The sequence below is a fragment of the Alcanivorax sp. MD8A genome (assembly GCF_002888555.1).
Taxonomy (GTDB): Bacteria; Pseudomonadota; Gammaproteobacteria; order Pseudomonadales; family Alcanivoracaceae; genus Alcanivorax.
The window spans coordinates 21,608-44,134 of sequence record NZ_AQOQ01000010.1; the positions used below are offsets into that span (position 1 = coordinate 21,608).

The 22,527-nt window shown below is 50.6% G+C and carries 18 protein-coding genes; 11 read left to right on the plus strand and 7 right to left on the minus strand.

Translation table 11 applies throughout. From position 1 onward, the window contains the following. Positions 1-5: 5 nt before the first annotated feature. From A15D_RS07030 to A15D_RS07040, 3 genes are read left to right on the plus strand one after another with little or no spacing between them, the layout of a single operon-like run. Positions 6-911, plus strand: coding sequence for a HupE/UreJ family protein (locus A15D_RS07030; protein WP_233192136.1), 906 nt, complete (start codon positions 6-8; stop codon positions 909-911). A gap of 19 nt (positions 912-930) precedes the next feature. Then, on the plus strand, positions 931-1,278 hold the full coding sequence (locus A15D_RS07035) for a DUF6488 family protein (RefSeq protein WP_102791349.1): 348 nt from the start codon (positions 931-933) through the stop codon (positions 1,276-1,278). A 30-nt stretch (positions 1,279-1,308) separates the two neighbouring features. Continuing rightward, on the plus strand, positions 1,309-1,659 hold the full coding sequence (locus A15D_RS07040) for a DUF3147 family protein (protein WP_102791350.1): 351 nt from the start codon (positions 1,309-1,311) through the stop codon (positions 1,657-1,659). A gap of 323 nt (positions 1,660-1,982) precedes the next feature. On the opposite strand, the gene A15D_RS07045 is transcribed toward A15D_RS07040, so the two are convergent. Then, on the minus strand, positions 1,983-3,401 hold the full coding sequence (locus A15D_RS07045) for a reverse transcriptase domain-containing protein (RefSeq protein WP_102791351.1): 1,419 nt from the start codon (positions 3,399-3,401) through the stop codon (positions 1,983-1,985). A 414-nt stretch (positions 3,402-3,815) separates the two neighbouring features. Between A15D_RS07045 and A15D_RS07055 the strand changes: the two genes are divergently transcribed. Continuing rightward, positions 3,816-4,250, plus strand: coding sequence for an antitoxin Xre-like helix-turn-helix domain-containing protein (locus tag A15D_RS07055; RefSeq protein WP_102791353.1), 435 nt, complete (start codon positions 3,816-3,818; stop codon positions 4,248-4,250). 38 nt (positions 4,251-4,288) lie between these two features. On the opposite strand, the gene A15D_RS07060 is transcribed toward A15D_RS07055, so the two are convergent. Continuing rightward, positions 4,289-4,999, minus strand: coding sequence for a hypothetical protein (locus A15D_RS07060; RefSeq protein WP_146026858.1), 711 nt, complete (start codon positions 4,997-4,999; stop codon positions 4,289-4,291). A 699-nt stretch (positions 5,000-5,698) separates the two neighbouring features. Here A15D_RS07060 and A15D_RS07070 point away from each other — a divergent pair. Genes A15D_RS07070 through A15D_RS07080 form a run of 3 tightly spaced genes read left to right on the plus strand, consistent with a single transcriptional unit; the run spans position 5,699 to position 10,453 of the window. After that, on the plus strand, positions 5,699-8,101 hold the full coding sequence (locus A15D_RS07070) for a TnsA endonuclease N-terminal domain-containing protein (RefSeq protein WP_102791356.1): 2,403 nt from the start codon (positions 5,699-5,701) through the stop codon (positions 8,099-8,101). After that, positions 8,083-9,156 carry an AAA family ATPase gene (locus A15D_RS07075; protein WP_102791357.1) on the plus strand — a complete coding sequence of 358 codons (1,074 nt, stop codon included), beginning with the start codon at positions 8,083-8,085 and terminating at the stop codon, positions 9,154-9,156. The genes A15D_RS07070 and A15D_RS07075 overlap by 19 nt, the downstream gene beginning before the upstream one ends. Beyond that, the gene (locus A15D_RS07080; RefSeq protein ID WP_158245788.1) at positions 9,149-10,453 is read left to right on the plus strand and encodes a TniQ family protein; all 1,305 of its coding nucleotides are present in this window, start codon (positions 9,149-9,151) and stop codon (positions 10,451-10,453) included. Before A15D_RS07075 ends, A15D_RS07080 begins: the two co-directional genes overlap by 8 nt. Before the next feature lie 373 nt (positions 10,454-10,826). Here A15D_RS07080 and A15D_RS07085 read toward each other — a convergent pair whose 3' ends face one another. From A15D_RS07085 to A15D_RS07105, 5 genes are read right to left on the minus strand one after another with little or no spacing between them, the layout of a single operon-like run. Next, the gene (locus tag A15D_RS07085) at positions 10,827-11,585 is read right to left on the minus strand and encodes a M48 family metallopeptidase (RefSeq protein ID WP_102791359.1); all 759 of its coding nucleotides are present in this window, start codon (positions 11,583-11,585) and stop codon (positions 10,827-10,829) included. Then, positions 11,578-14,868: a type I restriction endonuclease subunit R gene (locus tag A15D_RS07090; protein WP_233192137.1), complete on the minus strand. Its 3,291-nt coding sequence runs from the start codon at positions 14,866-14,868 to the stop codon at positions 11,578-11,580. The genes A15D_RS07085 and A15D_RS07090 overlap by 8 nt, the downstream gene beginning before the upstream one ends. 46 nt (positions 14,869-14,914) lie before the next feature. Continuing rightward, the gene (locus A15D_RS07095; RefSeq protein WP_102791361.1) at positions 14,915-16,120 is read right to left on the minus strand and encodes a restriction endonuclease subunit S; all 1,206 of its coding nucleotides are present in this window, start codon (positions 16,118-16,120) and stop codon (positions 14,915-14,917) included. Continuing rightward, a complete protein-coding gene (locus tag A15D_RS07100; RefSeq protein WP_102791362.1) occupies positions 16,110-17,627 on the minus strand; it encodes a type I restriction-modification system subunit M in 1,518 nt (505 codons plus the stop codon). The genes A15D_RS07095 and A15D_RS07100 overlap by 11 nt, the downstream gene beginning before the upstream one ends. A 2-nt stretch (positions 17,628-17,629) precedes the next feature. Next, complete coding sequence (locus A15D_RS07105; RefSeq protein ID WP_158245789.1) at positions 17,630-18,226, minus strand: restriction endonuclease subunit S; 597 nt, start codon at positions 18,224-18,226, stop codon at positions 17,630-17,632. Positions 18,227-18,345: 119 nt separating this feature from the next. Here A15D_RS07105 and A15D_RS17240 point away from each other — a divergent pair, with 119 nt between their 5' ends. Genes A15D_RS17240 through A15D_RS07125 form a run of 4 tightly spaced genes read left to right on the plus strand, consistent with a single transcriptional unit; the run spans position 18,346 to position 22,472 of the window. Further along, a complete protein-coding gene (locus A15D_RS17240; protein WP_158245790.1) occupies positions 18,346-19,032 on the plus strand; it encodes a hypothetical protein in 687 nt (228 codons plus the stop codon). Then, a complete protein-coding gene (locus A15D_RS07115) occupies positions 19,029-20,228 on the plus strand; it encodes a metallohydrolase (protein WP_102791365.1) in 1,200 nt (399 codons plus the stop codon). The genes A15D_RS17240 and A15D_RS07115 overlap by 4 nt, the downstream gene beginning before the upstream one ends. Beyond that, complete coding sequence (locus A15D_RS07120; protein WP_102791366.1) at positions 20,221-21,978, plus strand: ThiF family adenylyltransferase; 1,758 nt, start codon at positions 20,221-20,223, stop codon at positions 21,976-21,978. The genes A15D_RS07115 and A15D_RS07120 overlap by 8 nt, the downstream gene beginning before the upstream one ends. Then, positions 21,960-22,472, plus strand: coding sequence for a Mov34/MPN/PAD-1 family protein (locus A15D_RS07125; RefSeq protein WP_102791367.1), 513 nt, complete (start codon positions 21,960-21,962; stop codon positions 22,470-22,472). Before A15D_RS07120 ends, A15D_RS07125 begins: the two co-directional genes overlap by 19 nt. Positions 22,473-22,527: the final 55 nt, after the last annotated feature.

A 22,527-nucleotide genomic window follows, 5' to 3' on the forward strand; every position in this document is an offset into this window, starting at 1 on the left:
AACGGGTGAAAACAAGATTCTGGATTGGACTGCTCGCCTTGCTGGCGACTGGCGTGGTCATGGCCCATGGCATGTCTGCCGAAGACCAGGCAAGGGCCTTGAACGCTGGCTTTATGGAATACATCGAGCTTGGCGCTGTGCACATGGTGACAGGTTACGATCATCTGCTGTTCCTGTTTGGCGTGATGTTCTTCCTGACCCGCTTTAATGACATCGTGCGGTTCATTACGGCGTTTACCGTCGGGCATTCCATTACTTTGGTGTTTGCCACCTTGTATGGCATCCGTGCTAATTACTATTTGGTGGATGCGGTCATTGCCCTGACAGTCTGCTACAAGGCGTTCGACAACCTGGGTGGGTTTAAACGCTATTTGCAGATGAAGTCGCCCAATCTGATGTGGATGGTATTTGCCTTCGGATTGATTCACGGCTTTGGTCTTTCTACTCGTTTGCAGCAGTTGCCTCTGGCAGAAGACGGTCTGGTGTTGCGCATCCTGGCCTTTAACCTTGGTGTAGAGGCTGGGCAGATTGCCGCCCTGGCGGTGATGCTGTTCCTGTTGTCCAGCTGGCGTCGCACCGAGTCGTTCAAACACTTCAGCCGTGCCACCAACTGGCTGCTGATGATGCTGGGTGTGCTGCTGCTGTTGATGCAGCTGCATGGCTATCTGCATTCTGCTCATCCCGATGAATTCCCGCTCAACAAGGATGACCACAGCCATACCCATGAAGATATGGATGCCGCGCGTTCTCCACTCAAGGATTATCAGAGGCGCTTCGATATGGATATGGGTGATATGGAGATGGAAAAACAGGATTCACAAGGCAGCAACCAGCCCATAATCGAAGAAGCTGAAGAACAAGCCGATGCCCAACCTCACCGCCATGGCAGTGGTGAGGCTCACGTACATTAACCGATAACAGGACAATAAAATGAAATTGATCAAGGCGTTGATGATAGTGGCCGTACTGGCTGTCTCTGGCCGGGCATTCTCCCACGGTGGCGATCATGATCCCATTTCGGAGCAGCAGGCTGTGGGCATCGCAAAATACGTAGCGGTGAAGCTCACCGAGGAAGACCGGGGCATGGGCTTTGGTGTGTTGGATGAGAGCTGGAAAGACCTTCCTGAAGAGAAGGTGGGCATCAGTAAATCCGGGCCGGGCTATTACATCGTTGCTATGGAGCATGAGGAGGAGGGCCGAACCCTGTATATCCTGATGTCCGAAACCGGTAGCGTTTACGATGCCAACTTCACCGGCCAGTTCAAGGGCATCGAATAACAGCGCAAGGGCGGCCAGGAGGAAGCGGTGATGCCGATGTTAATAATCAAGTATCTCGTCTCGGCAGCAGTGATCGTTGCTGTCTCTGAGGTCGCCAAACACAGTGATAGGCTGGGCGCGTTGATCGCGTCCCTGCCCGTCGTGACCTTGATGGTGCTGTTCTGGCTCTATCTGGATGGCCAGCCTTCCTACAAGCTGGCAAATCACGCCTGGTATACCTTCTGGTATGCCCTGCCGACCCTGCCCATGTTTGCCTTGTTCCCGATGATGCTGGAGCGATGGGGTTTTGCTGTTGCGATGTTGCTGTCTGCCGCTATCACTCTTGCCAGTTTTGTGCTGCTGGCATTTGTTGTAAAGCGATGGGGAATTGATCTTTGGTAGGGCGGTTGCCGCATCTGTGCGAGTAACCTGAGAGGCCATCGGTGCGATGGACTTGGCTGTCCTTGATGAAATTCAGTAATTTGATTCTGTCGCTGTGCTTGGGTGCTCACGGGAGTCCTAAACTATCCCGGTACTATCACCATAGTTTGTCCAAAACGGCCAAACTATGGTTACAAGAACAATGATTGTTCGTGTAACCATAAGTTGGCCGGATTTTGATGGCATAGTTTGTCCGGCCTTTAAGGGGGAAGTTATTGCGGGTATGTGAGTGCTTGCAACTGGTGGCCTGGTCAGCTTTCAATTTCCTTAGCCTCAGACCCTATCTAAGTTTCGATAAGCTCGGCCTTTAGTTTTTCTTCAGCGTTATGAATGGCCCTGTGTATCTTTGATTCAATCTGCCTATGCTGCCTGTTAAGAGCCTCTCCTCCGACCACATTCTGGGCTAGCTTTAAATAGCTAAAGAATCCTAGTCGTGGTGCCCCTTTTGGTAGAAAGCCGGCTTCACGGGTGTAGACGTGATTGCCATAAGCCGATCCGTACCCCATGGACGTTAGCTTTGCATATAGTTGACGCTTCTTGAGATGAGGGCTTTTCCGGCTTGATGCTGCAATCTTTGCCCTTTCAATGGCCCTGTGGGCTTTAATCATGAATCGAGAGATGGTGGAGTCTCTGACCCTTGTTTCTTCACCATCGAAGTTGAAGCCCAGGTACGTGACTGGGGCTGCTTCTCCCTCTGAGTATCTGTCGTTTAGAGAGTAGCTTCTTATGGTGCCATTTCTAGGCCTGACCCTGCGTCTGACAGTCTTGTCGTTATTGATGGTCAGCTTTACTGCGTTTAACTCAGTTATTACGTTATTTTCGGCCTCTTGACCCTTTCCAGAAGGTACGACCAGAAGGATGTCGTCGCTGTATCGCCAATAAATGCCTCCCAGCTCAGTAATGAGCTTGTTCAGGCGTTTATCTGCACTGTACATGTAAAGGTTGGCTAAGACGGCACTAATCGGTAACCCTTGTGGGATGCCTGAGATTTGAGTTGGCTTGGATTTCCGTTTGATATCCCAGACTATGTCATGCCGGTGGCGCAATAATGGCTTTACTTCCTTTCTGAAGGCTTTGGTGGTGCAAATTGCCGCACCCGAAGCTCCTGCGCGACGCCGAACCTCTCCTCCGAATAGGTCTCGTAACTCCGGGAGCGTTACAGCTGAGCCGTTTGTGCAGGCGTTGTAAACGGCATAATGATCTTTAGGAAGACTTTGCTCGTTGAGGATCATTTTCCACTGCTTTTTGAGCTCTTGGTGATCTAGAGCATCAAAGAACCCCTCAACATCAATTGCAATTACATCACATGGGTTGTGAGAGGAAATATAGCTGAAGGCTTCGTGCGCAAAGTGGATGTTGCATTTAGGGACGTCGAAGCGCCTGTAAGCCAGAACATGATCTCCGCCCTCTTTCTGGTATAGCTCTTCCAGACGGTTGCTTAGGTCATGAGCATAATAAGAGTAAATATGTGAGTCACTGTGCGCGGCATAGGCAATTGGTCGGCGCTTTGTCTTGTGGACTCTTCGGCCAGAAACCTCCTTCTTCGAGGTGGTTTCTTGCGGGTTTAGGATCACAGGCCAAAAGGCATGGCTTGCTACGTTGGCCGGGAAAGTGACCAGCCTTTCGGCTTTATCTCTGGATAATGGACGGTCAAAGTGAGCGTAGGTACGTCTTTTATACCAGTCGTGCTTAGCGTTCTGCATTCTTTGCCTTCTGGAACCGGTGGCGGCAAGCTTGCTGCGGCCGCTTGCATGGTGCCACCGTCGAGCGGAACCTTACGATACCGCTTGGCCAAGCAGGGAGATGTCAGAATCACCCAAGTCGACCTTCGATGCCGTGATCTGTTGGATCAGGCAACGCCGCAAAAATACTCTAATGTATAATGTAATCGGAGGAATGCTATGAAGCACTCTGTACACCATGTCAGCATCGAGCCAGGCTTCAAGCTGGTTCTGCGAAACGCAGTAATAGCTTGGATCGTCCAGTTTCTGCTTGACGGCGGTGTTACCAATCAGCCTCCAGCGCTTTAACTTGCCAGAGTACGCCAAGCCTATAAATTTGATGTTGCATAGTCAATAGTGTGCAAGGCCTTAAGGTGGCCTGTTAGAGGGTAAGTAATGAAAAAGAAGCCTGGTTCAGATAAGACCGTCGTTGAGCGAATAGCAGGCGTGCCGCTAGCTGAGCAATCAAGGCTAATTGATGCGGTTAAGGCTGGGCTGCCTTATCGGGCTCTTCTCGACCTCCAGGCAGCGTTTCAGGTCTCCCGCAGTGAGCTTGGCCAGGCCCTTCTGATCGCTCCCTCCACCATGAGCCGTAGAAAGACCGGTGGCTATTTGCGTCCGGATGAGTCAGACAGAGTCGTCAGGCTGGCCAGGGTGCTCGACCTGGCCACATCTATGATGGATGGCGATCAACAGTCGGCAGCCACATGGATGCGGACGGCAAGGGATGTTTTGAATGGCGAGGCTCCACTGTTGCGTTCAGCGACGGAGGTAGGCGTGAGAGATGTAGAGGATTTAATTGGTCGAATTCGAAACGGGGTATTCAGTTAACGTGATCTGATTGTGTGTATTGGCTTGATCAGATGCATTTAATCATTAAATGGGATTGTGGCTTCTTTATAAGGCGTTTCGTTATCTTCAAAGCGGTGTGTTAGTGGGTGCCTTGGTCTGAGCTCTCTGAGCGTGATGAAATGTTCTGACTCGATTTGTTTCTTGATGATATCAATGTCAGGTTGCACCAATAGCGCCGAGGTCGGTACCCGAAGATGAATCAGTTGAAATGCTTTCAGTATGTCTTGCCAGTGACCAATAAAATCCTGGTGACGAGCTAATGAAGGGAAACTTTTGTAGGCATGCTTTACTGCTTCCAGGTGCAGATAGGCGTCCCCTTCAGACTCCGATCGCCTGACTATGTAAAGTATCGCAATGAAACTGAATATCCCTCCTCGTTGGTAAAGCATATCCAGGTTGTCAGGGAGAATGATTGGAATAGAGATTCCATCGTCTTCGCCTTTGTATATTTCTGGTAGTCGCCAAAAGATCAAATCATCGTTGTTGTCGCTATAAGGTGAAACCAAACGTATTAGCTCTGATTTTTTGATGGGTCTGTTTTGCAGTAAGTCAAACAAAGGAAGATTGAATACCTCCTTTGATCCTGGAAGCACCCTGTCTATTTGACGTACTTTTGATTCAGTAACGCAGTTGGCGCCTCTTAGCCATTTGTAAACCTGTCCTTTTGGATCAGAACCATTAGATAGCCTGGATTCAAGCTGAGTCTTGTCTAGTTGGTGTTCGCGCAAAATGCAATCAATCCAGACTCTAGTCTGAAGCTTGCTAACGGATGTGCGGGGCTTCCTGGTCCTAATGTTTAGGAATGAGGAAATTTGATCGAAGGGTGAGAGTGCCATCGTCGTCTGTAAAATATCTTCATTTTTTTGGTGCTAACTTTACCGGGAAGTTTGCACGTAACTCATGTAGATTCAAGGGTGTTTTTCGACTGCGTGAGACCGGTGATGTCAGCTGAGAGCAGTAATGCGATTGATTCTGAGATTCCACTTGGGAGGCTTGCTTCGATCCGGGCGAGGTATGGTGAATTGCTGGATTTAGAGCAGCTAGCGGATTTTTATAGGTACCCCTCTGTGCATGCAGTCAGAAAAGCCCATCAACGGGGTACCCTTCCGGTGAAGTTACACCGCTTTCCACGTAAAACAGGTTTCTATGCTAAGGCTGAAGATGTTGCCAAGAGTGTCGATGACATGATTGATGTCTAAGCGAGTCCCACTGAGTCTAAATATTTAGGAGGCTGACAATGGCATAGGCACAAAAAAACCGAAACCCGTTACAGGTCTCGGCTTTTAGGGAAGGAATACCTTCGGTCTGGTAGCCTCCAGTATCCCTTCCCCATTTCGAGACGTCAACATTTGATATCAAGATCCCGGTCTTGAGGAGCCCCTATGCCTGTTTGGTAGCGGCTCTCAATACTCGGGAGGGGTGCACTTATGCTTAGTGAACGCGAGTTTGAGGATTATTGCCGCCAAGTCGGCCTGCAAGGGCTGGCAAGGGAGTACGTTGAGAGGGTGCGTAATTCCGAGCCATCCAGGATGGTGGGCACCACGGCCAAGAGTAATGTTGTCTCATTTGTGTCATCCGAGAAGATGGGGATGACGATTTCGACAGAAAGCAGGATGCCTGAGAGGGCCTTCGTGACACTATGCGAGCATGACAGCCGGGTGCTTGAGTTTTGGGACCAGCCAGAGCAGATTAAAGTCACAATTAAAGACAAAAATGGACGGCCCAGGAACATTTGGTATACACCTGATTTTCTGGTGATCGGACAGGAAGGAATCGTTATTGTTGAGGTTAAAGACCAGAAAACAGTAGAAGAGCTTCTGGAAGGTTCGCCTCATAACTGGAAGGAAGGTGAGTCCGGAAGGATTGAGTATGTGCCAGCTAAAAAGCGCTTCGCTGAACTGGGCTTAGTTCATTCCGTTTTCTGCTATCGGTCCGAACTGAGATACAAAATAGCTAATCTTGAGAGCCTTCTCCTCTCGAGAAAAGGCGCGAAGTATACACAATGTCAGTGGGGTTGTATTCAAAAGTCACTTTCAGATCATGTCTGGATGTCCCTTTATGAACTTAAAGAAAGCCTGGGGTGTTCCGACTACTCGCCGCTAGTTCAGATGATCGATGATGGTCTTATGCTTGGTGATCTGGATAGTGCCCTCATTTCTTCTCCAAAAGGGTTTCTCGTTTCCCTGCGACAAGATTTTTTGGATCAAGGATTAAAATTTATCAATCGATCGAGGCCATTTTCGCAATTCGAAGAGATTACGGTAGGTATGGATTTTGCTCCATCATCAGTCAGGGCCGAAAAAGCCTTGGAAAGACTGAATCGAATAGCTGCAGGAGAGAAATCTAGAAGTACACGTCGCTGGTTAGCGAAGGTAAAAGAAGGTGCGGGGCGAGGTTTGACCCCTTTTCAGTCATTGTTGCCTGATTATCACCTTTCAGGAAACCGAAAGAGGAAAGCACCAGTTCAAGTGATAAGAGTTCTTGATGAGTATCTAAAAAACGAGCATGGTCAGAAGAGCGGTATATCAGATTATAGAAGCTATATAGCTTATAGGGTTCATTCAAAGGAACAGCACCTAGGATCCGACCCAGTCTCTTGGGCAACTTTTTGGGATCATTTAAAGAAAGCTTCTGGTGAGTCGCTTGGTGAACAGAGAGGCGGTAAACGACTTGCTAATTCAAGAGCCTCTGCCTCTCCTGTTCTGTACCGAGGGCTTAAGCCGTCATATGCATGGAAAACAGCCTCGGTTGATCACTATATAGCTGATATTTACGTGATAATTTTTAGCGGCGGTGACTATGTCTACACCGCCAGACCAACGATCACCGGGATGATCGATGTTTATTCCGGTGCCGTGATTTCAATGTCGATGTCTCTTCTTCCCCCGTCCCGCAGATCTGTGGCCAAGGTCATGCGTGATTGCGTGAGGAAGCATGGGCGTTTGCCCTCAGAGCTTATTGTAGATCGCGGTGCTGAATTCAAATCAGTTTATTTTGCGTCTCTTCTTGCTGATCAGGAGGTCAACCTTTCTCTACGGCCAAGTGCTCACCCCCGTTTTGGCTCTGAGATTGAAGGACTCTTTGGAGACTTCAAAAGAATGTGGCTATCAAGCCGCCCAGGCAACACCGCTGATTACAAGGAAGTACGATCCGTCGATCGAAGCTTTTCTCCTGATAAACATGCCATCCTTAGACCCTATGATTTTTATAGGGAGCTTCTTGCGTTTATCGATTGGAGGAATAGTAAACCTGTAAGCCCGGGGGGCAAATCACCAGGTTGTCTTCTCAAGACCAGTCAAGAAGAATTTCCATATATAGCAAGAAAGGTCTCGTTGGATCACAAATTTTTGATCGCTTCCAGTGTTGAGACAACCTCTTACAGTGTCGACCGGCAGAGAGGCTTGCATATTGGTGACATGTATTACTGGAGCCCAGATCTCAGTGCGATAACTGGGAGAAAAAAAGACCTGGAAGTAAGGCCGGATGTTGAGAATCCGCACCTTGTCTATGCCGGTGCGAACAATCGTTGGATATCCTGCTTCACATCACGAGCAGCTGAGTATGTGACTCTTGATCCTATTGAGCAGCATGTCCAATCCTTGGAGGTAACCGAAGCGCTTAGAGATAAACGGGTGATTCGAGAAAGAGCAGATGAGGATCTGGTTCGGATCATCAGGGACATGGATCATGTGATTGATGATCAGTCTACCCCGGTAATCAACATTCAAACAGAGTCCGAAGGGGATGAAGTCCCTGGCGATATTTTCACAAGAATTCGAGCAGCATCTGTCGAGCCATTGAGAACAGAATCATGGGAGGTATCGCGATGAAGGCTCCCCAGGTTATCTCAAAGCTAAACAGCACAAAAATCGTGCATCGTAACTGGCAGCTGGCACTTGGAGAGGCGTTCGCGGCGCTCTCCCTCGCTTCTCCCGGTGATGTGGTCTGCATTACTGGGCCTTCCAGAGCAGGGAAAACGAAGCTCATTACTGAACTGGTTGGTTTACTGTGTGGCGAGATCGACTTTGAGCGGGACGGGATTCTTCCCGCTGTTATCGTCGATGCGGAAAACACCGGTCCTCATGGGCGGTTTTCTACCAAAGCATTCACATTAAAGCTGCATCAGGCGGTCAGGCACCCCATTTATGGAGTAATAGGGCAGGAATTCAGTGATGGGCCTGCGAATACCAAGGCTGACAGGACCAATGAGCCCACACTCCGTTTTGCACTGGAGAATGCCTTTCGCCTGAGAAAGACCAGATTCCTGTTTGTGGATGAGGCCCAACATGTCCGTTATGTAAGCAAGGATTCTCAGGGCGGCTACGCGGTGATGGACTCCTGGAAGTGCATGGCGAAAACCTGCGGGCTGGTGCTGGTTGTGGTGGGCGCTTACCCGATTCTGCAAGTAATCGGTCATTCACCGCACATGATCGGCAGGAAATCCCAGATCCACCTGCCTCGATACTATGCAACGGATCATGATCTGGCGGAGTTTGGGAAAATCCTGGCCACCTACGACCAGATTATTGCGGACATTGCCATAGAACAGGTGCTGACTCAGTCCGCGGAGATGCTATATCACGGTTCTCTTGGCTGCATCGGTCTCCTCCGCAACTGGCTTGGCCGTGCAGTTGCTCGCTCTCATGCAACGGGAAAGCAATTGTCACCAGCCTTGCTTAAGGAAGTCATGTTCTCCAAAGCTGATTTGGCGGCTATCTCTGAGGAGATCTATCAGGGGGAAAAACTGTTCGAGCCAGCAGATGCACACTCACAATCATCCCGTGACCGAGCAATGAAAGTGATGCCACCAAAGAGCAAGGGCAAGCCATTTCAGCGTAAGCCCAAGCGATATGCACCGGGCAATCGGACAGGGGGAGATGGCTGATATGTTATTTCCAATCGATCTGGAGGGTGCTGGAACCTGTGATGTTGAATCTCTGGCTTCCTATGTGTACCGGGTTGCGTATGAGCATGGGATATTCGTTGGCGAACTGCTGCGACACATCAACAAACAAACGTCAGCGCTTACGCATCTTGATAGTGAAACCCAGCCTGTTCCCGCATTTCTGAAACCCGCTGAGATGGTGAGAAATAATCGCTCCAGCGCAGCAATTCAGGGCGCTCTGGAGAAGCTGACTGGGCTGGAATTATCCCAATCACGGCTCTTATTCATGACCAGCGATATTGGTAGGTCCCCCAATGAGGTTGCTCCAGGCTTCCGGTGGTGCCCTGAGTGCATGAGTGAGTGGCAGGCCCTGGGGCAGCAGCCCTTCTTCAAGTTGATCTGGCATCTGTCAGCTATTACACACTGCCCGAGTCATCGAACAGAGCTGATATCTACGTGTGCATTCTGCAGTTGTAGGCAGACGGGTTACATAAGGAAAAGGGCGATTGGATTCTGTCAGCAATGCGGCAGACACCTGGGCACCCGAAACCCGGACAAACCCGCGCCTGAAATTGCTCGTAGCTGGGAAATGAAAGGTGCAGATGTTCATCAGTTCTTCGTTGATATGGCGCAGCAGCCTTTTACTGCTGAATTGGAAGGCGGGATTTGGCGTTCACTACGGGACTTGTTTGACCACTATTGGGGAAACGGTAAGGAGCTGGAGCTGTATCAGGCATTTCCAAGAGATGAATGGATCAGTCTGTACCATAAACAGAAGCCCGTCAGCTTCAGTACGGCAAGGCGGCTTTGCTATGGGCTGGGGATTGATCTCTATACCCTGATATCAGGCAATGCCATCCACTCAACGCAGGTGTTGAGTCAGAAATGGCTGTGTGAGCTACCGGCGGGGTTCTGCGAACGAAAGTCCAGGCAGAAGCGAAACCACGATGCGATTCAGTCCAAACTCCGTCGATACCTGGATCCCTGTGTCAGCCCTAAGCCGATGAAGGAAGTGGCGGCTGAGCTTAACGTCTCGGTTGGGTACCTTGAGTACCGATACCCCACTGCAGTCAGTGCATTGGTCAAACGCCACCAATCCATGATTGCGGCCCAGCGACAAAGGACTCGTGAAAAGGCTCTAAATTCCGCCTTGCAGTATTTCACGGATTCATCCTACTCAGGGTATCCAAAATCCCGGAAACAGGCCTACCTATACCTCAGGGAGGAGACGGGGCTGCCGAAGTTCCTGCTTAAAGGGGCGATTGGGGAGGTCTATTTGGTACTCTATTCGTCCTGATTGGGCTCTCATCTTGCTGAATTCCATTGCGAAGACACTCTGCAGCGATGGTGGTGGAGCGTTCGATAATCCCGCTCTCACTGCAGCTGGGGCAATGGAGATGCAGGGAATTGGGGAATCTGTCCAGTTTCTTCAATTGGTAGAGGCATCGGGAGCATTGAAAGTCGAGAAACTTGATGTCGAGATAAGGGGCGCTATCCAGATTGTGTCCAAACGCGATGACGTTCATGGGACTTCTCCTGTTCGTAAGTGGATGTCCCAATAATATGACAGTCACCAAATGGGGCTGCAGGCTGCAGCCCTGTCGACATCAGGGTGGAAAATCGGCGCAATTCATCTGGCGAGACTCATGTCTGCGCCTATGAGTGTAGTGTCAGTGATTAAGGTAAAGCTCCGACATGCTGTCTAGTCGCTCTTTAATTGATTCCCAGTCGGGCATTGCGCGGCTGAGCAAGCTGTAGAAGCGAGGGCTATGGTTGTGTTCCTTTAAGTGACAAAGCTCATGAAGTATCACATAGTCAATACACCGAGTTGGGGTCTTGACCAGGTTTGGATTGAGCAATACTCGTCCTGAGGGGGAGCAGCTTCCCCATTGGCTTTTCATTTCGCGAATTGCCCACTGGGGGGGCGTTTTAACCCAGGGTAATCGGTCGCTTATCTCGGCAAGGCGCCGGGAAAAGACATCTTCAGCTCTGAAACGATACCAGTGATCCATTGCCTGCTTAACCTCATGCGGGTGCGGCGATGGCAAGGCTACGCGAAGCCTGCCGTTCAGGAGCTTGGTTTTTTCTATCTGATCGCTTGCGACCACTTTGAGTGTGTAGCGTCGCCCCAAATAGAAAACTGATTCACCGCTGACATACTCACGTTCCAGCACTTCTGCGCGGCGGGCTTCTATCTCAATTAGGTGTTTGCTTACCCATTGTGCACGCTTCAACAAGGCTTTCTTTGCTTCAGGAAGAGAGGTATCCGTTGGGGTCTCAACTTCAATCAAGCCGTTCGGGTGGACATGAATCCGGGCTTTTCTTTGGCCTGAGGCGGTATTTCTGTCTCTCTGTCGCCAAAGAAATGCCAGCCGGCGCTCACCATACTGAACGCTATGATTAGGCTTTGCCGTTTCTATGTCAGTCATTCTGAAGGCCTAGGCGGACGACATGAACCACCTTGTCGAGCAGCTCGTTGGCTGTGTCCAAGCCGAATCGCTTGAACAAGACCGGAAGCAACTCCCGGCGAATCCCTTTCTCTACCCCAGTGGGGTTTAGTGTGTTTTGGGCCACCACGGAATGTGTCACTTCATCAATTTGGCGAGCCAACCGCTCAAGCGATCCAGGCTCTGAGTCGAGGCTTGTGTCCACAGTGTCATCCCCGGCTACAAGCCGGAACAGGCCAAAGTAAGCCTTGGCATGAAGGTTGTCATCCAGTGAATCGGGAATGCCTGGTGTCTTTCTGGCTGTAACCTTCTCCTCAAATTCCTGAAATAGTGCATATTGCTTGGTTGGGTGATCAAACAGGGCCTCAGCTTCTTCAATAGCCTTTCTTAGTAGCTCGGAGAATACTTTTTGGGCATAGGGATCATCCTGCAGATCCTGTTCGATGGTCTTTCGGGTCCGGGTGCGAATGGTGTCGGCTTCATTTCGGGTCTTTTCGTCGTCCCAGTCTTCCGGCTTTTCGCCCAACTTGGACACGACGTAAGCCCCGTTTCCCTCGCGGACTTCTACTCCGACCACATCTCGGTCGACCAGCTTGCGGATCTGTTTCTCGTAAGCGCTGTAATCCACCGTCTCTTGAGCGTCCTGGCGAGCAATTTTGCGTAATTCCATGAACCACTTCAGGTCTCGCTTATAGGTGTTGATCATTGCCTCTGTGAAGGACTTGTCCTCAAAGAAATTGCGCGTTGACCTCGCCACCTGCAGACACATGCCAAATTCGGTCAGAGCGGAGTAGAAATTCTCACGTACTTCCTGACGGATGTCGTATTCCAAGCCATCTTCATCCGTGGCGTACTTCGGAATCAGTACCCGGCGGAACGCTTCTGCGTCGCTGGTGTTCTTCACTCCTGAAAAGAAAGACCATACTTCCTTATGAAGCTGTGGCAACCGCTTGTACTCTGTATCAACATTGGCGTACAGGCCTTCGATATCATCGATATCGAAGCCACCCTGAGTGTGCTCTTCGAGGTTTTTGTAGGTCTCAATGGCGGTATCCAGTTCTTTTAGGATGCCTCGGTAGTCGATGAGCAGGCCATATTGCTTCTCCTTGTGCAGCCGGTTTACACGGGCAATCGCCTGGATCAAGTTGTGGCCTTTGAGCGGCTTGTCGATGTACAAAACCGCATTGCGTGGTTCATCAAAACCAGTCAGCAGCTTGTCCACCACAATCAGAAGGTCCGGATCACCGTCCATGCCGAAGTGCTCAATGGTTTCACGCTCGTACTCATACGCGTCGCCGGACATATTGTCCTTCCACCACTGCTGAACTTCGGGTTGTTCCGCTTCATCTACCTCACTGTGGCCTTCTCTGGTGTCTGGTGGTGAAATCACGATACGAGAGGTCACCAGTCCGGTTTCATCCAGAAAGCGTTTGTAGCGGATAGCGGAGAGTTTACTGTCACAGGCCAGCTGACCTTTTAACGGCTTGTCTAGCTTCTTGACGTTTTCACTGAAGTGAAGGGCGATATCCCAGGCAATCAGACGGATCCGCCCCTCTGAGCCATACACCGCTCCCCGCTTAGCATATTTTCGTTTGAGGTCAGCCTTTTGCTCATCGCTGAGGCCATGAGTGATGGTCTCGAACCATTTGTCGATGGCTTTCTGATTGATGTCCAGGGCCGGGCGGCGCTCTTCATACAACAGTGGAGTAACAGTGCCGTCTTCGACAGCCCGGCGCATGGTATAAGCATGAACAATAGGGCCGAAAGTGTCCTCCGTTTCCCGGCGATCCTTCTTCATCAGCGGTGTGCCGGTAAAGGCAATATAGGCTGCGTTGGGTAAAGCCTTGCGCATGCGCTGATGGTTCTCTCCGCCGTGACTGCGGTGACCTTCATCGACGAGTACCAGCAGGTTTTCACTGGGGTTATGGCATTCTTTCAGTTTGATAGCGGAAAGGAATTTTTGCACTAAGGTGAAAACTACACGTTGATCACCTTTGCCAATCTGGTATGCAAGCTCTTTACCAGTGGACATGCGGGCCTTACCAGGGTCGCCAGAGCTGGTTGAGGTCAGTCCCAAGGCGCCGGAGGCAGCAAAGGTGCGAGAAAGCTGTTTCTCCAGATCAACACGGTCTGTCACGACAATAACGCGACATTGTCGGAGCGCTTCATGGAGGATTAGTAGCTTGCTCAGGAATACCATTGTGAATGATTTTCCGGAGCCAGTGGTATGCCAGATCACCCCGCCATGACGGGAGCCTGCGTCATCCACCCCAGTGATGCGGCGCAGCAGGGATTCTATACCAAAGAACTGCTGGTAACGGGCGATGATCTTGTCGTGCTTATAATAGAGGATGTAGTAACGCAGCAAGGAAAGTAGTCGTTTTGGGCTGAGAATCCCGATTAATAGTTCATCCTGTTCTGTGGGCAATACAGGATTATCCCAGAGTTTCTCGAAATGACGGCGAACCTTTGCGGGCTTATCCGAAAAGAGGGCTTGCACCTGGTCCGGGGAAAGGGGCTGATTCTTAATGGCTTCACGATCAGCTTCACTAAACTCTTCTTCTTCCCATTTTGACCAGAATTTGCGGGGTGTTCGGGTTGTTCCGTAGCGCCCCTCCGTTTGACTCACTGCCACTAAGACTTGGGCGAAGGCAAAGAGATAGGGGATTTCCTGAACACCCTGATTACGGATCATCTGACTGACACTTTCATCAATCATTGATTTATTGGGATTGCCGGAAGCGGCGCGTTTTGCCTCTATAACAGTAACCGGTATGCCGTTCAGGAAACCAACCAGATCAGGGCGTCGATTACCTGTGGCTGCTGCGTTCTGAACTTCCATCTCCTCGGTAATGATAAAGCTGTTCTGGTCTGGATGGTCCCAGTTTACGAGTGGAACAGTGGTAGCGTGTCGTTTTCCATCAGGCATGAACTCGTTGACGGTAATGCCCAGTGTGAGCATGTCATGGACTGCTTCGTTGGCAGTCATTAGTCCCTCAGCCAGACCTGGCGCGGCAAGGGTGGTTAGTACCTGCTGTATGCCTTCACTGGAGAGTGGGTGGGTGGCACCCTTGTACTCAAAGCGATACTGACGCAGATAATCAATCAGAATTGGGCGGAGTAATACCTCACGCGTAGACCCGTCCCGCAATGCCATCACAGATTCTGCTGAACGATAATCCCACCCCAAGCGCATCAGCATCGCCAAGGCTGGGATGTGCGAGGCGTACAGCTCGCTGGTGTTGGGGGTCATCTTATCCGGCAAGATAGTCTCCAATTCATTGTTGTGAAGAGCTTCTAGCTGTCTCGCATTAAGCGTCAACAACTAGGACGCGACGTTTTCCGGTCAAAAGTTGCTGCATTAAGGCTCTCTTTTCTTGTCTTAGTTGTTCAATCTGCCTTTTAAGAGAGTGAATAGCTTCGTCTTGTTTAGCTAGAATAGCTGCTATAGCCTTCTGCTCATTTGGATCGGGAACAAAAACCTTGATTCTCGAAAAATGTTTGAATTTTAGGTTCCAGGTGTCAGACACAAGGCCTTGAGAATGCCTATAAAATAGGTGGATTATTTTTGGAAGCTTGAAAAGGTAGGAAGCATACCTAGATTCCATTCCGTATTCCGGTTTCAGTACGGTGTAAGCTGGGCTAACTATACCTTCCAGGCTGGATAGGGATGACACACCTTGCCACATTCTCATGGTGTTATAGGCAATGTCTCCTGGACAGACTTTGAGATATTTTGACTTGTCTGCACTGGATGTGTCTTTTCTCCCTACATCGTTACGATTGATAATTCCATGTTCTGAGGTGACGGAAAGGAGTGGAAGGCCTGTAGAGCCTACCTCCCTTCGCTCACTGAAAAGCTGACCAAGCGTCAGTTCCCTCCATTCCTGATCAAACCCAGGCAACCTCTTCTTCCCCGTCAGCAATTGCTGCATCAGGGCTTTTTTCTGCTGTTTACTTTTAGCCAGAAGCAGCTCTGTGGAGGTGATGGCTTCGTCCCAGGTGGAGAGTATTGTTGCGATTTTTCGTTGTTCGTCGATTGGCGGGATAAGAAGGGGGATCTTCTCAAGGGCCGCCTTGTTAAGTTTGAATCGGCCGGCACCTTGGCGCGTTAGGAAACTGAAGATGTCGCGATTCATAAAATAATAATAGAACCATTCTCGACATGCGATTCCTGTGCCCTCAATAATGTGAGCATGGTTGTTAACTGTACACTTTCCATCGACTAGTTGGGTCATTTTCTGATGACGAAACTTGAGGAAGTGATCGCCATCCTCACCAATTAGAGCGTAAGCTCCATCTTGACAATACGAACCAATATAATCTTGAATTTTTGTAGGGCCATAGTAAGGGTATGGCCCAGGATTTTTAGATCGCTCTTCTTCACTAATTGGTTTTCTGAGGTTGTTTCTTACACGAAACACGTCAGCGATTTTTGAAAATGACCATCCCTCTGGGACAAAGTCAATGCGAGCTTGCATTAACTCTAGTTCATGAACTGTATTTTTATTGTCCATAGCCTAGCTCCTTGAGATAGGCTTCCATCTCTTGCTCCAGTCCCGCCAGCTTCTCCTTCAGCTGTTTGCGCTCAGCTCTCACCGCCATCAAATCGATTTCTTCTTCTTCCTCGAAAGTATCGACATAGCGGGGGATATTCAGGTTGAAATCGTTTTCTGCGATTTCCTCTTGCGTGGCCAAGTGGGCGTATTTGTCCACATCGGCACGGGCGTTGTAGGTCTCGACAATCTTGCTGATATTCTCGCCGGAGAGGGCGTTCTGGTTTTTGCCCGGCTGGAATTCTCGGCTAGCATCGATAAACAGTACGTTATCGTCGCCCTTGTCTTGGCGGAACAATAGAATCGCCGCCGGAATACCGGTGCCGAAGAACAGCTTCTCCGGTAGCCCTATCACTGCATCGAGCAGGTTTTCCCCAATTAGCTGTTCGCGGATTTTGCCTTCGCTGGAGGCCCGGAATAGCACGCCATGGGGCACCACCACCGCCATGCGGCCGGTCTTGGGTTTGAGAGTTTCCACCATGTGCGAAATGAAGGCGTAGTCACCTTTGGTTTTGGGGGGAACGCCCCGGCGGAACCGGCCATAGGGGTCGTCACCTGCTCCGTCATGCCCCCACTTGTCCAGGGAAAAAGGCGGATTTGCAGCCACTACGTCGAACAGCTTCAGGCGACCTTTGTCGTCGAGCAGCTTGGGGTTGCGGAGGGTGTCGCCCCACTCAATCTTGTGATTGTCTACACCATGCAGAAACATGTTCATCTTCGCCAGCGCCCAGGTGCTGCCGATAGCCTCCTGGCCATAGAGTGCAAAGCGTTTGGAGCCGTTATGGGCATTTCTTATCTGATTGGCACATTTCAACAGCAGAGAGCCTGATCCACAGGCCGGATCACAGATTTCGTCCCCCTCTTTGGGGGCCAGCAGTTCGGCGATCAGTTCGGAGACTTCCGCGGGGGTATAAAACTCCCCGGCTTTCTTTCCGGAGGTCGATGCGAACTCAGCAATCAAGAATTCATAGGCGTTCCCGATGATGTCCAGCCGCCCGATGCGACTGGGCCGCAGGTTTAGCTCGGGTTTGTGGAAATCCTCCAGGAGGTCTTTCAGGATCTCATTCTTCTGCTTCTCATCGCCTAGCTTGTTAGAGTTAAAGCTGATGTCCTGGAAGACGTCGCTGAGCTTTTGAATGTTGGTTTCTTCGATGGCATGCAATGCCTTGTCGATGCGCTCCCCGTTCCCTGGCTCGTGCCGACGCTCGTACAGAGAGTAGAAGTTGGCTTCTGGTGGCAGAACAAAGCGCTCGTTCTGCATTAATTCCCTAATCAGCTCCGGGTGATCGCCATGCTCGCGTTGATATTCCTCCCAATGGTCCTGCCAAACGTCCGACAGGTATTTCACAAACAGCATTGTGAGCACATAGTCCTTGTAGATACTGGGATCCACTGTGCCTCTAAAGGTGTCACAGGCTCTCCATACGGCCCTGTTGATCTTGTCCTGGCTTACATTGGTGTCGCTCATGCTTATGCTTTTCCTTGTTTGGGGTGCAGGAGTTGCTGGCCTATGCTGTCAATCATGCGCTGACGGTTTTCAATTAATTGCAAAAGAATCTCTTTCTCTTGTTCAGCAGCCTGGATAAGGCTAACAATCTGGTTCTGCTTCTCCAGGCTTGGGACTGAAAGGGAAAGGCTGCCCAGCTGCGCTTTTGTGATGCTTGTAGAGGCTGACCCTTGTGAGCAGCTGGCGAAATAGCGTTGTGCTTCACTGTGATTCAGTTGCCAGGCCAAAAAGTGCGGCTCCAGAGGGTTTGTGCCTTGCTTGAGGCGTATATGGTAGAAATTCGGGGTGCAGACCGTGTTCTCGGGCACTTCCTGAATTACCGCTGCCAAGTTGCGTGTTCCTTTTGCCATGAAGATTACATCTCCCGGCAGGAGAAAGTTGGCCTTTTTCTTACCTGTTAAGTTAACCCGATCAAGCGTAGCTCCTGACTTATCACTAATCACATCTCTAACCATGTGCCGAAACTGAACAGCATAGGCTTCGCCATCATCTGTAATTGGAACTTTGCCGCGAAAGGGATACCCCGGCCGGATCTCGGCCATTTCTTCCAGTTTTAGCATCTCGATACGCCTTTTATTTGTGCGGTATCCGGCATGATGCAAATATCCTTGCATTAAGCTATGATTAAATGCATCATACAGGGAGATGCAAAAAAGGTACATGTGCAGGGAGGTGCTTAATGGGTGATCTGAAAAAGGAAAATGGAAAGCCGCTAATGGGGTTGCTGCTGGTGGCAGTGGCACCCATCTATTTGTCTGTGGCCTTCCTGCATTGGGAGTGGCTTGCTGCGACGGCATCAGGGTGGACGCTTGAGGCTTGGGGGCAGCTCGCGGCAGTAGGGGTTACCCCGTTGCTGTGCGTTACGGCGCTACTTTCGCTGATGTCCGGGTTTGTCAGGACATCTTGGAAGGAGCGGCTCGTCCATTTTCGCTGGCGTGACCCGTTGCCGGGTTGCCGCAGTGACCTTTTGCTCGCCTGTGATCATAGAATCGATATGACAACGTTGCCCCCTGAGGTGTCTGCGCTCCGGGAAGATGGGCTCGGCCCCAGGGAGCGTAACTCCCGCTGGTATTCCAATGTTTACCTTCCTGTCAGAGAGGTTCCTGCCGTAAGGAATACTCACAGGAAATACCTTTTGCATCGAGACGCTGCTGCTGGGGTTTTCACGACAACGGTTGCTGTGCTCTTCGCTGACGTGATCGCAATGCTTGTTTGGGATGTCCGAATCATGACCGGGATTGGGTACTTGTCGCTTGTGCTCTATTTGCTGCTTCTTGCTGTAACCGCTAATGAGGCAGGGAAAAGGATGGTGACAGGCTCGATCGCTAATTTTCTTAACTACGAACACAGTGGAGGTGTCGAATGACTGCCAGTATTGAATTTTTTCCCGTTGGTAATGGTGATATGACTCTTATTCGCCTGGCGAGCGGAAAGACGATTCTTGTTGATATCAATATCCGTAAAAAGGCGGACAACGACAATGAGTCTGATTATCCGGATGTCGGGTCAATGCTTAAAGATCGACTTGAGCGTGATCCTGATAATGGGAATCTGCCATATGTCGATGTCTTTATGCTCTCTCATCCTGACCAAGACCATTGCGGGGGGCTGCGCGAGCACTTCCATTTGGGCGCTCCCTCACAGTGGAGCTCACCGGAAGACGGTAAGCCTGAAAAGATCCTCATTAGGGAAATGTGGTCTGCGCCGTTGACGTTTCGGCGTAAAGACAAAGTTGATGGTGGTTTGACTGATGATGCCGAGGCCTGGAGGGATGAGGCGAAGAGAAGGGTCAAGCTAAAAAAGGGTGGTGAGGAAAAGGCTTCGGATTATGGAAATCTGATCCGTGTTTTGGGTGAAGATGTGCATGATAAGACTGAGGGGATCGAAGATGTCGTGGTTAACGTTGGCGATACTCTCAGCGAGATTTGTGGGGAGCCGGACTCTTCCTTCACTGCCCTTCTGCTATCGCCCAAAATCGTGAGTGAAGAAGAGGCGGAAGAGCTGGCTGGAAAGAATAACTCCAGTATCGTCATGCAATTCAGCCTGGCTGCGGGCGAGAAGGCGGTTGATGAGCATGTTGCTGCCAGGTTTCTGACGGGGGGCGATGCTGAAGTCGATATCTGGAAACGAGTCTGGGGGCGAAACGAGAGTGAGCCCGAGAACCTTTCATACCATGTTCTGCAGACACCTCATCACTGCTCTCTAGGGGTGCTATCTCATGACCAGTATAGTGACAGGGACGGCAAGCCAGGAAAGGGAGAGGAGTGCGAGATCGACGATGAGGCTTATTCTGCGTTGTCTCAGGCGGAAAGCGGTGCTTTTATTGTTTCAAGCTGCGAAAAGCCTGAAGCCAATACAGGTAAAGATCTCGCATGGCGCAAGTATGAAGAGATTGCTGCTGATAATGAGGGTAAAAAGCTCTGCACAATGGTCGATTCGCCGGATAAGCCTCTGAAAATTACCATTACCGATAACGGGCCCAGCACTACCGAAAACAAGTCCATCGCGGGAGCCATTCCGCCTAAAGTTGAGAAGGGCACCACTGAGAATCCCTATGCCTGATTCCGGCTTGGTGAGATCTCATGAATTTGACCAGAGTAGGCGCCGTCTCGGTGCATGGCTTCATGCGCATATGGAGGGCGTGCGATCTCTGGGGGATCGTGAGGTGGAGCTTTACAGGGATTCGAAGGGCGTTGTGGCTGGCTGGGAGGTGCAGTCTGCCGATTCCGGGCGGCGTTTTTGGGTCTTGATTGACGGTGCCTTTCCGTTCTCAAAGGTACAGATTGCCTGTGTGTCGGAGGGAGATAGATATCTCCAGTGGCCTCATGTGGAGGAGGATGGGTTCTTGTGCCTGCCCGCTCCCGGGTGGCTCCCTTGCGAAAAACTTGGGGTAAGCGCACAGGATAGCCTGCAGCGGGCTGAACAACTGATTTCTAACTGTCAGTCGGAAGATTTTGTCAGGACAGAGTCGCAAAAGGAGTTTGTTTCCTACTGGGCCCGACATAGTGGGACGGCTGTTCGTAGCCTGATTGATGTTGCTGGAAATCGAGCTGCGCGGGTTGTTTGTGCTCTAAAGACGGGCGGCGGCATTGTCGTGGGCGAGTCTAGTGAACAGTTGGATGCCTGGTGCGAAAAGAATGAAGAGTTTCAAGGTGGTGTTGCGGTTCAGGCGGTGTTTGCTTTTGTTGAGGATGCTCCGTTCCTCCCATTTCCCCAAAATTCTCGCGAGTTTTTTGATCGGTTCATTGAGGCTTCTCCTGAAATAAATAGATGTCTAGCTAAGCTATCGCCATTTCAGAATACCCTGATTATCTTGGCTTCAAGTGTGCAGGGTGGAGTTGGCCTCTGGGGGTGTTGCTTGCGAGCTGCGTCATCGGATGGCTTTAGGCCTTCCTTTAGCGCAAAAATTGATAAGAGTGTTTGGAGAAGGGGTTGCCCTTACCAGCCTGTTTCTATTTGGAGAGTAGATGGCTCCTGGGTGCATGGCAGAGATAGGGATGTGCACTACTCGCAATTGTCGCAAAGACATTTGGTTGTGCTTGGTGCGGGTTCTCTCGGGTCTCAAGTTGCCTCTCGCTTGGCCCAGGCAGGTGTTGGGCGTATCAGCATTGTGGATCCTCAGGTGCTGGCGGCATGTAATGTCGGCCGCCACGAACTGGGTATGGGGTCACTAGGTAAAAATAAAGCAGAAGAGCTGGCGCGAGTCTTATCCGAGAAATACCCCCATGGTGACTACAGTGGGGTCCCTGCAACTTGGCAGGCGGTGCTTCGAGATAGCTCCGAACTATTTGAGGGGGCTGATCTAGTTGTTTGTTGCATGGGTGAAACGGCCCAGGATCTTGCATGGAGTGCCCATCACCAATCTGGAAGACTACAAATCCCTAGTTTGTACGGGTGGCTGGGCACTCAGGGAGCGACTGGTCATGCCTTGCTAATTGCCCCTTCTGGACCGGGGTTGTCCTGCTTTATTGATCCGGGTGGTTATGTAAAAAGGCCAGATACCGAATTTTCCGGCGGAGATCAGCTCCAAGCTGAGCCTGGTTGTGGAACCGAATTTCAGCCTTATGGCCCTCTGGCTGCCGGCGAGGTCGAGGTTCTCGTGTCTCGTCTGGCTATCGATTTTCTGTCAGGCAAGGTGGGTGCATCTGCTCATCGAATCCGCACCTGTTCTACCGAAGAGCTAAGTGAGCTTGGTGGGGAGTGGACTCGTGCGCATAGGCTGCAGAGGCCAGAGGGTTATGAAGGACCTCTTCAGTATGAGTTGGCTGTCACTTCCTGCGGGGAGTGCTACAAATGCAAAGATGGAAAGTGATGAGGTCTTCCATTTGGTGTGAGGCTCCTGAGCTAGGTCTGATTGAGTTTCCTCCTGTAATTCAGGAGCATTTTGAGCGCTATCAGCAAACGGCCAAGAAGGACAAAGAGGCTGGTGGGCAGTTGTTTTGGAGGTATGCTGATGAGGGGCACATTCTGGTTGGTGCGATAACGGGGCCACGGCCGACAGATAAACGGTCTCGGACAGGGTATAAGGCAGATCACAAGCAGGAGCAGCTGGAAATTGATCATTTCTACGGAGAGGGCCTGTATTTATTGGGGGATTGGCACACTCACCCGGAACCGGTTGCAAGTCCTTCCTCCTCGGATGTTGTCGCCATTCAGGAGATTTACCGTTCATCTAAAAACCCTGGCTCAGGTTTTCTTTTGGCAATTGTGGGAACGAGGCCGCTCGAGGAGGGTTTGAGTCTTTCGTGGTGCAATGACCGCGTTGTGCCGATTACTCTTGTGGGGGCTGCCGGAAGTAAGGCGTAGAGGATTTGCTGCTGACAAACTATGCCAACATTATCACCATAGTTCGTCCAAAACG

Coding starts and splice junctions, on each gene's coding strand:
- A15D_RS07035 (WP_102791349.1), top strand. CDS start 931: ATGAAATTGATCAAGGCGTTGATGATAGTGGCCGTACTGGCTGTCTCT.
- A15D_RS07040 (WP_102791350.1), top strand. CDS start 1,309: ATGCCGATGTTAATAATCAAGTATCTCGTCTCGGCAGCAGTGATCGTT.
- A15D_RS07045 (WP_102791351.1), bottom strand. CDS start 3,401: ATGCAGAACGCTAAGCACGACTGGTATAAAAGACGTACCTACGCTCAC.
- A15D_RS07055 (WP_102791353.1), top strand. CDS start 3,816: ATGAAAAAGAAGCCTGGTTCAGATAAGACCGTCGTTGAGCGAATAGCA.
- A15D_RS07070 (WP_102791356.1), top strand. CDS start 5,699: ATGCTTAGTGAACGCGAGTTTGAGGATTATTGCCGCCAAGTCGGCCTG.
- A15D_RS07075 (WP_102791357.1), top strand. CDS start 8,083: ATGGGAGGTATCGCGATGAAGGCTCCCCAGGTTATCTCAAAGCTAAAC.
- A15D_RS07080 (WP_158245788.1), top strand. CDS start 9,149: ATGGCTGATATGTTATTTCCAATCGATCTGGAGGGTGCTGGAACCTGT.
- A15D_RS07085 (WP_102791359.1), bottom strand. CDS start 11,585: ATGACTGACATAGAAACGGCAAAGCCTAATCATAGCGTTCAGTATGGT.
- A15D_RS07095 (WP_102791361.1), bottom strand. CDS start 16,120: ATGGACAATAAAAATACAGTTCATGAACTAGAGTTAATGCAAGCTCGC.
- A15D_RS07100 (WP_102791362.1), bottom strand. CDS start 17,627: ATGAGCGACACCAATGTAAGCCAGGACAAGATCAACAGGGCCGTATGG.
- A15D_RS07105 (WP_158245789.1), bottom strand. CDS start 18,226: ATGCTAAAACTGGAAGAAATGGCCGAGATCCGGCCGGGGTATCCCTTT.
- A15D_RS17240 (WP_158245790.1), top strand. CDS start 18,346: ATGGGTGATCTGAAAAAGGAAAATGGAAAGCCGCTAATGGGGTTGCTG.
- A15D_RS07115 (WP_102791365.1), top strand. CDS start 19,029: ATGACTGCCAGTATTGAATTTTTTCCCGTTGGTAATGGTGATATGACT.
- A15D_RS07120 (WP_102791366.1), top strand. CDS start 20,221: ATGCCTGATTCCGGCTTGGTGAGATCTCATGAATTTGACCAGAGTAGG.
- A15D_RS07125 (WP_102791367.1), top strand. CDS start 21,960: ATGCAAAGATGGAAAGTGATGAGGTCTTCCATTTGGTGTGAGGCTCCT.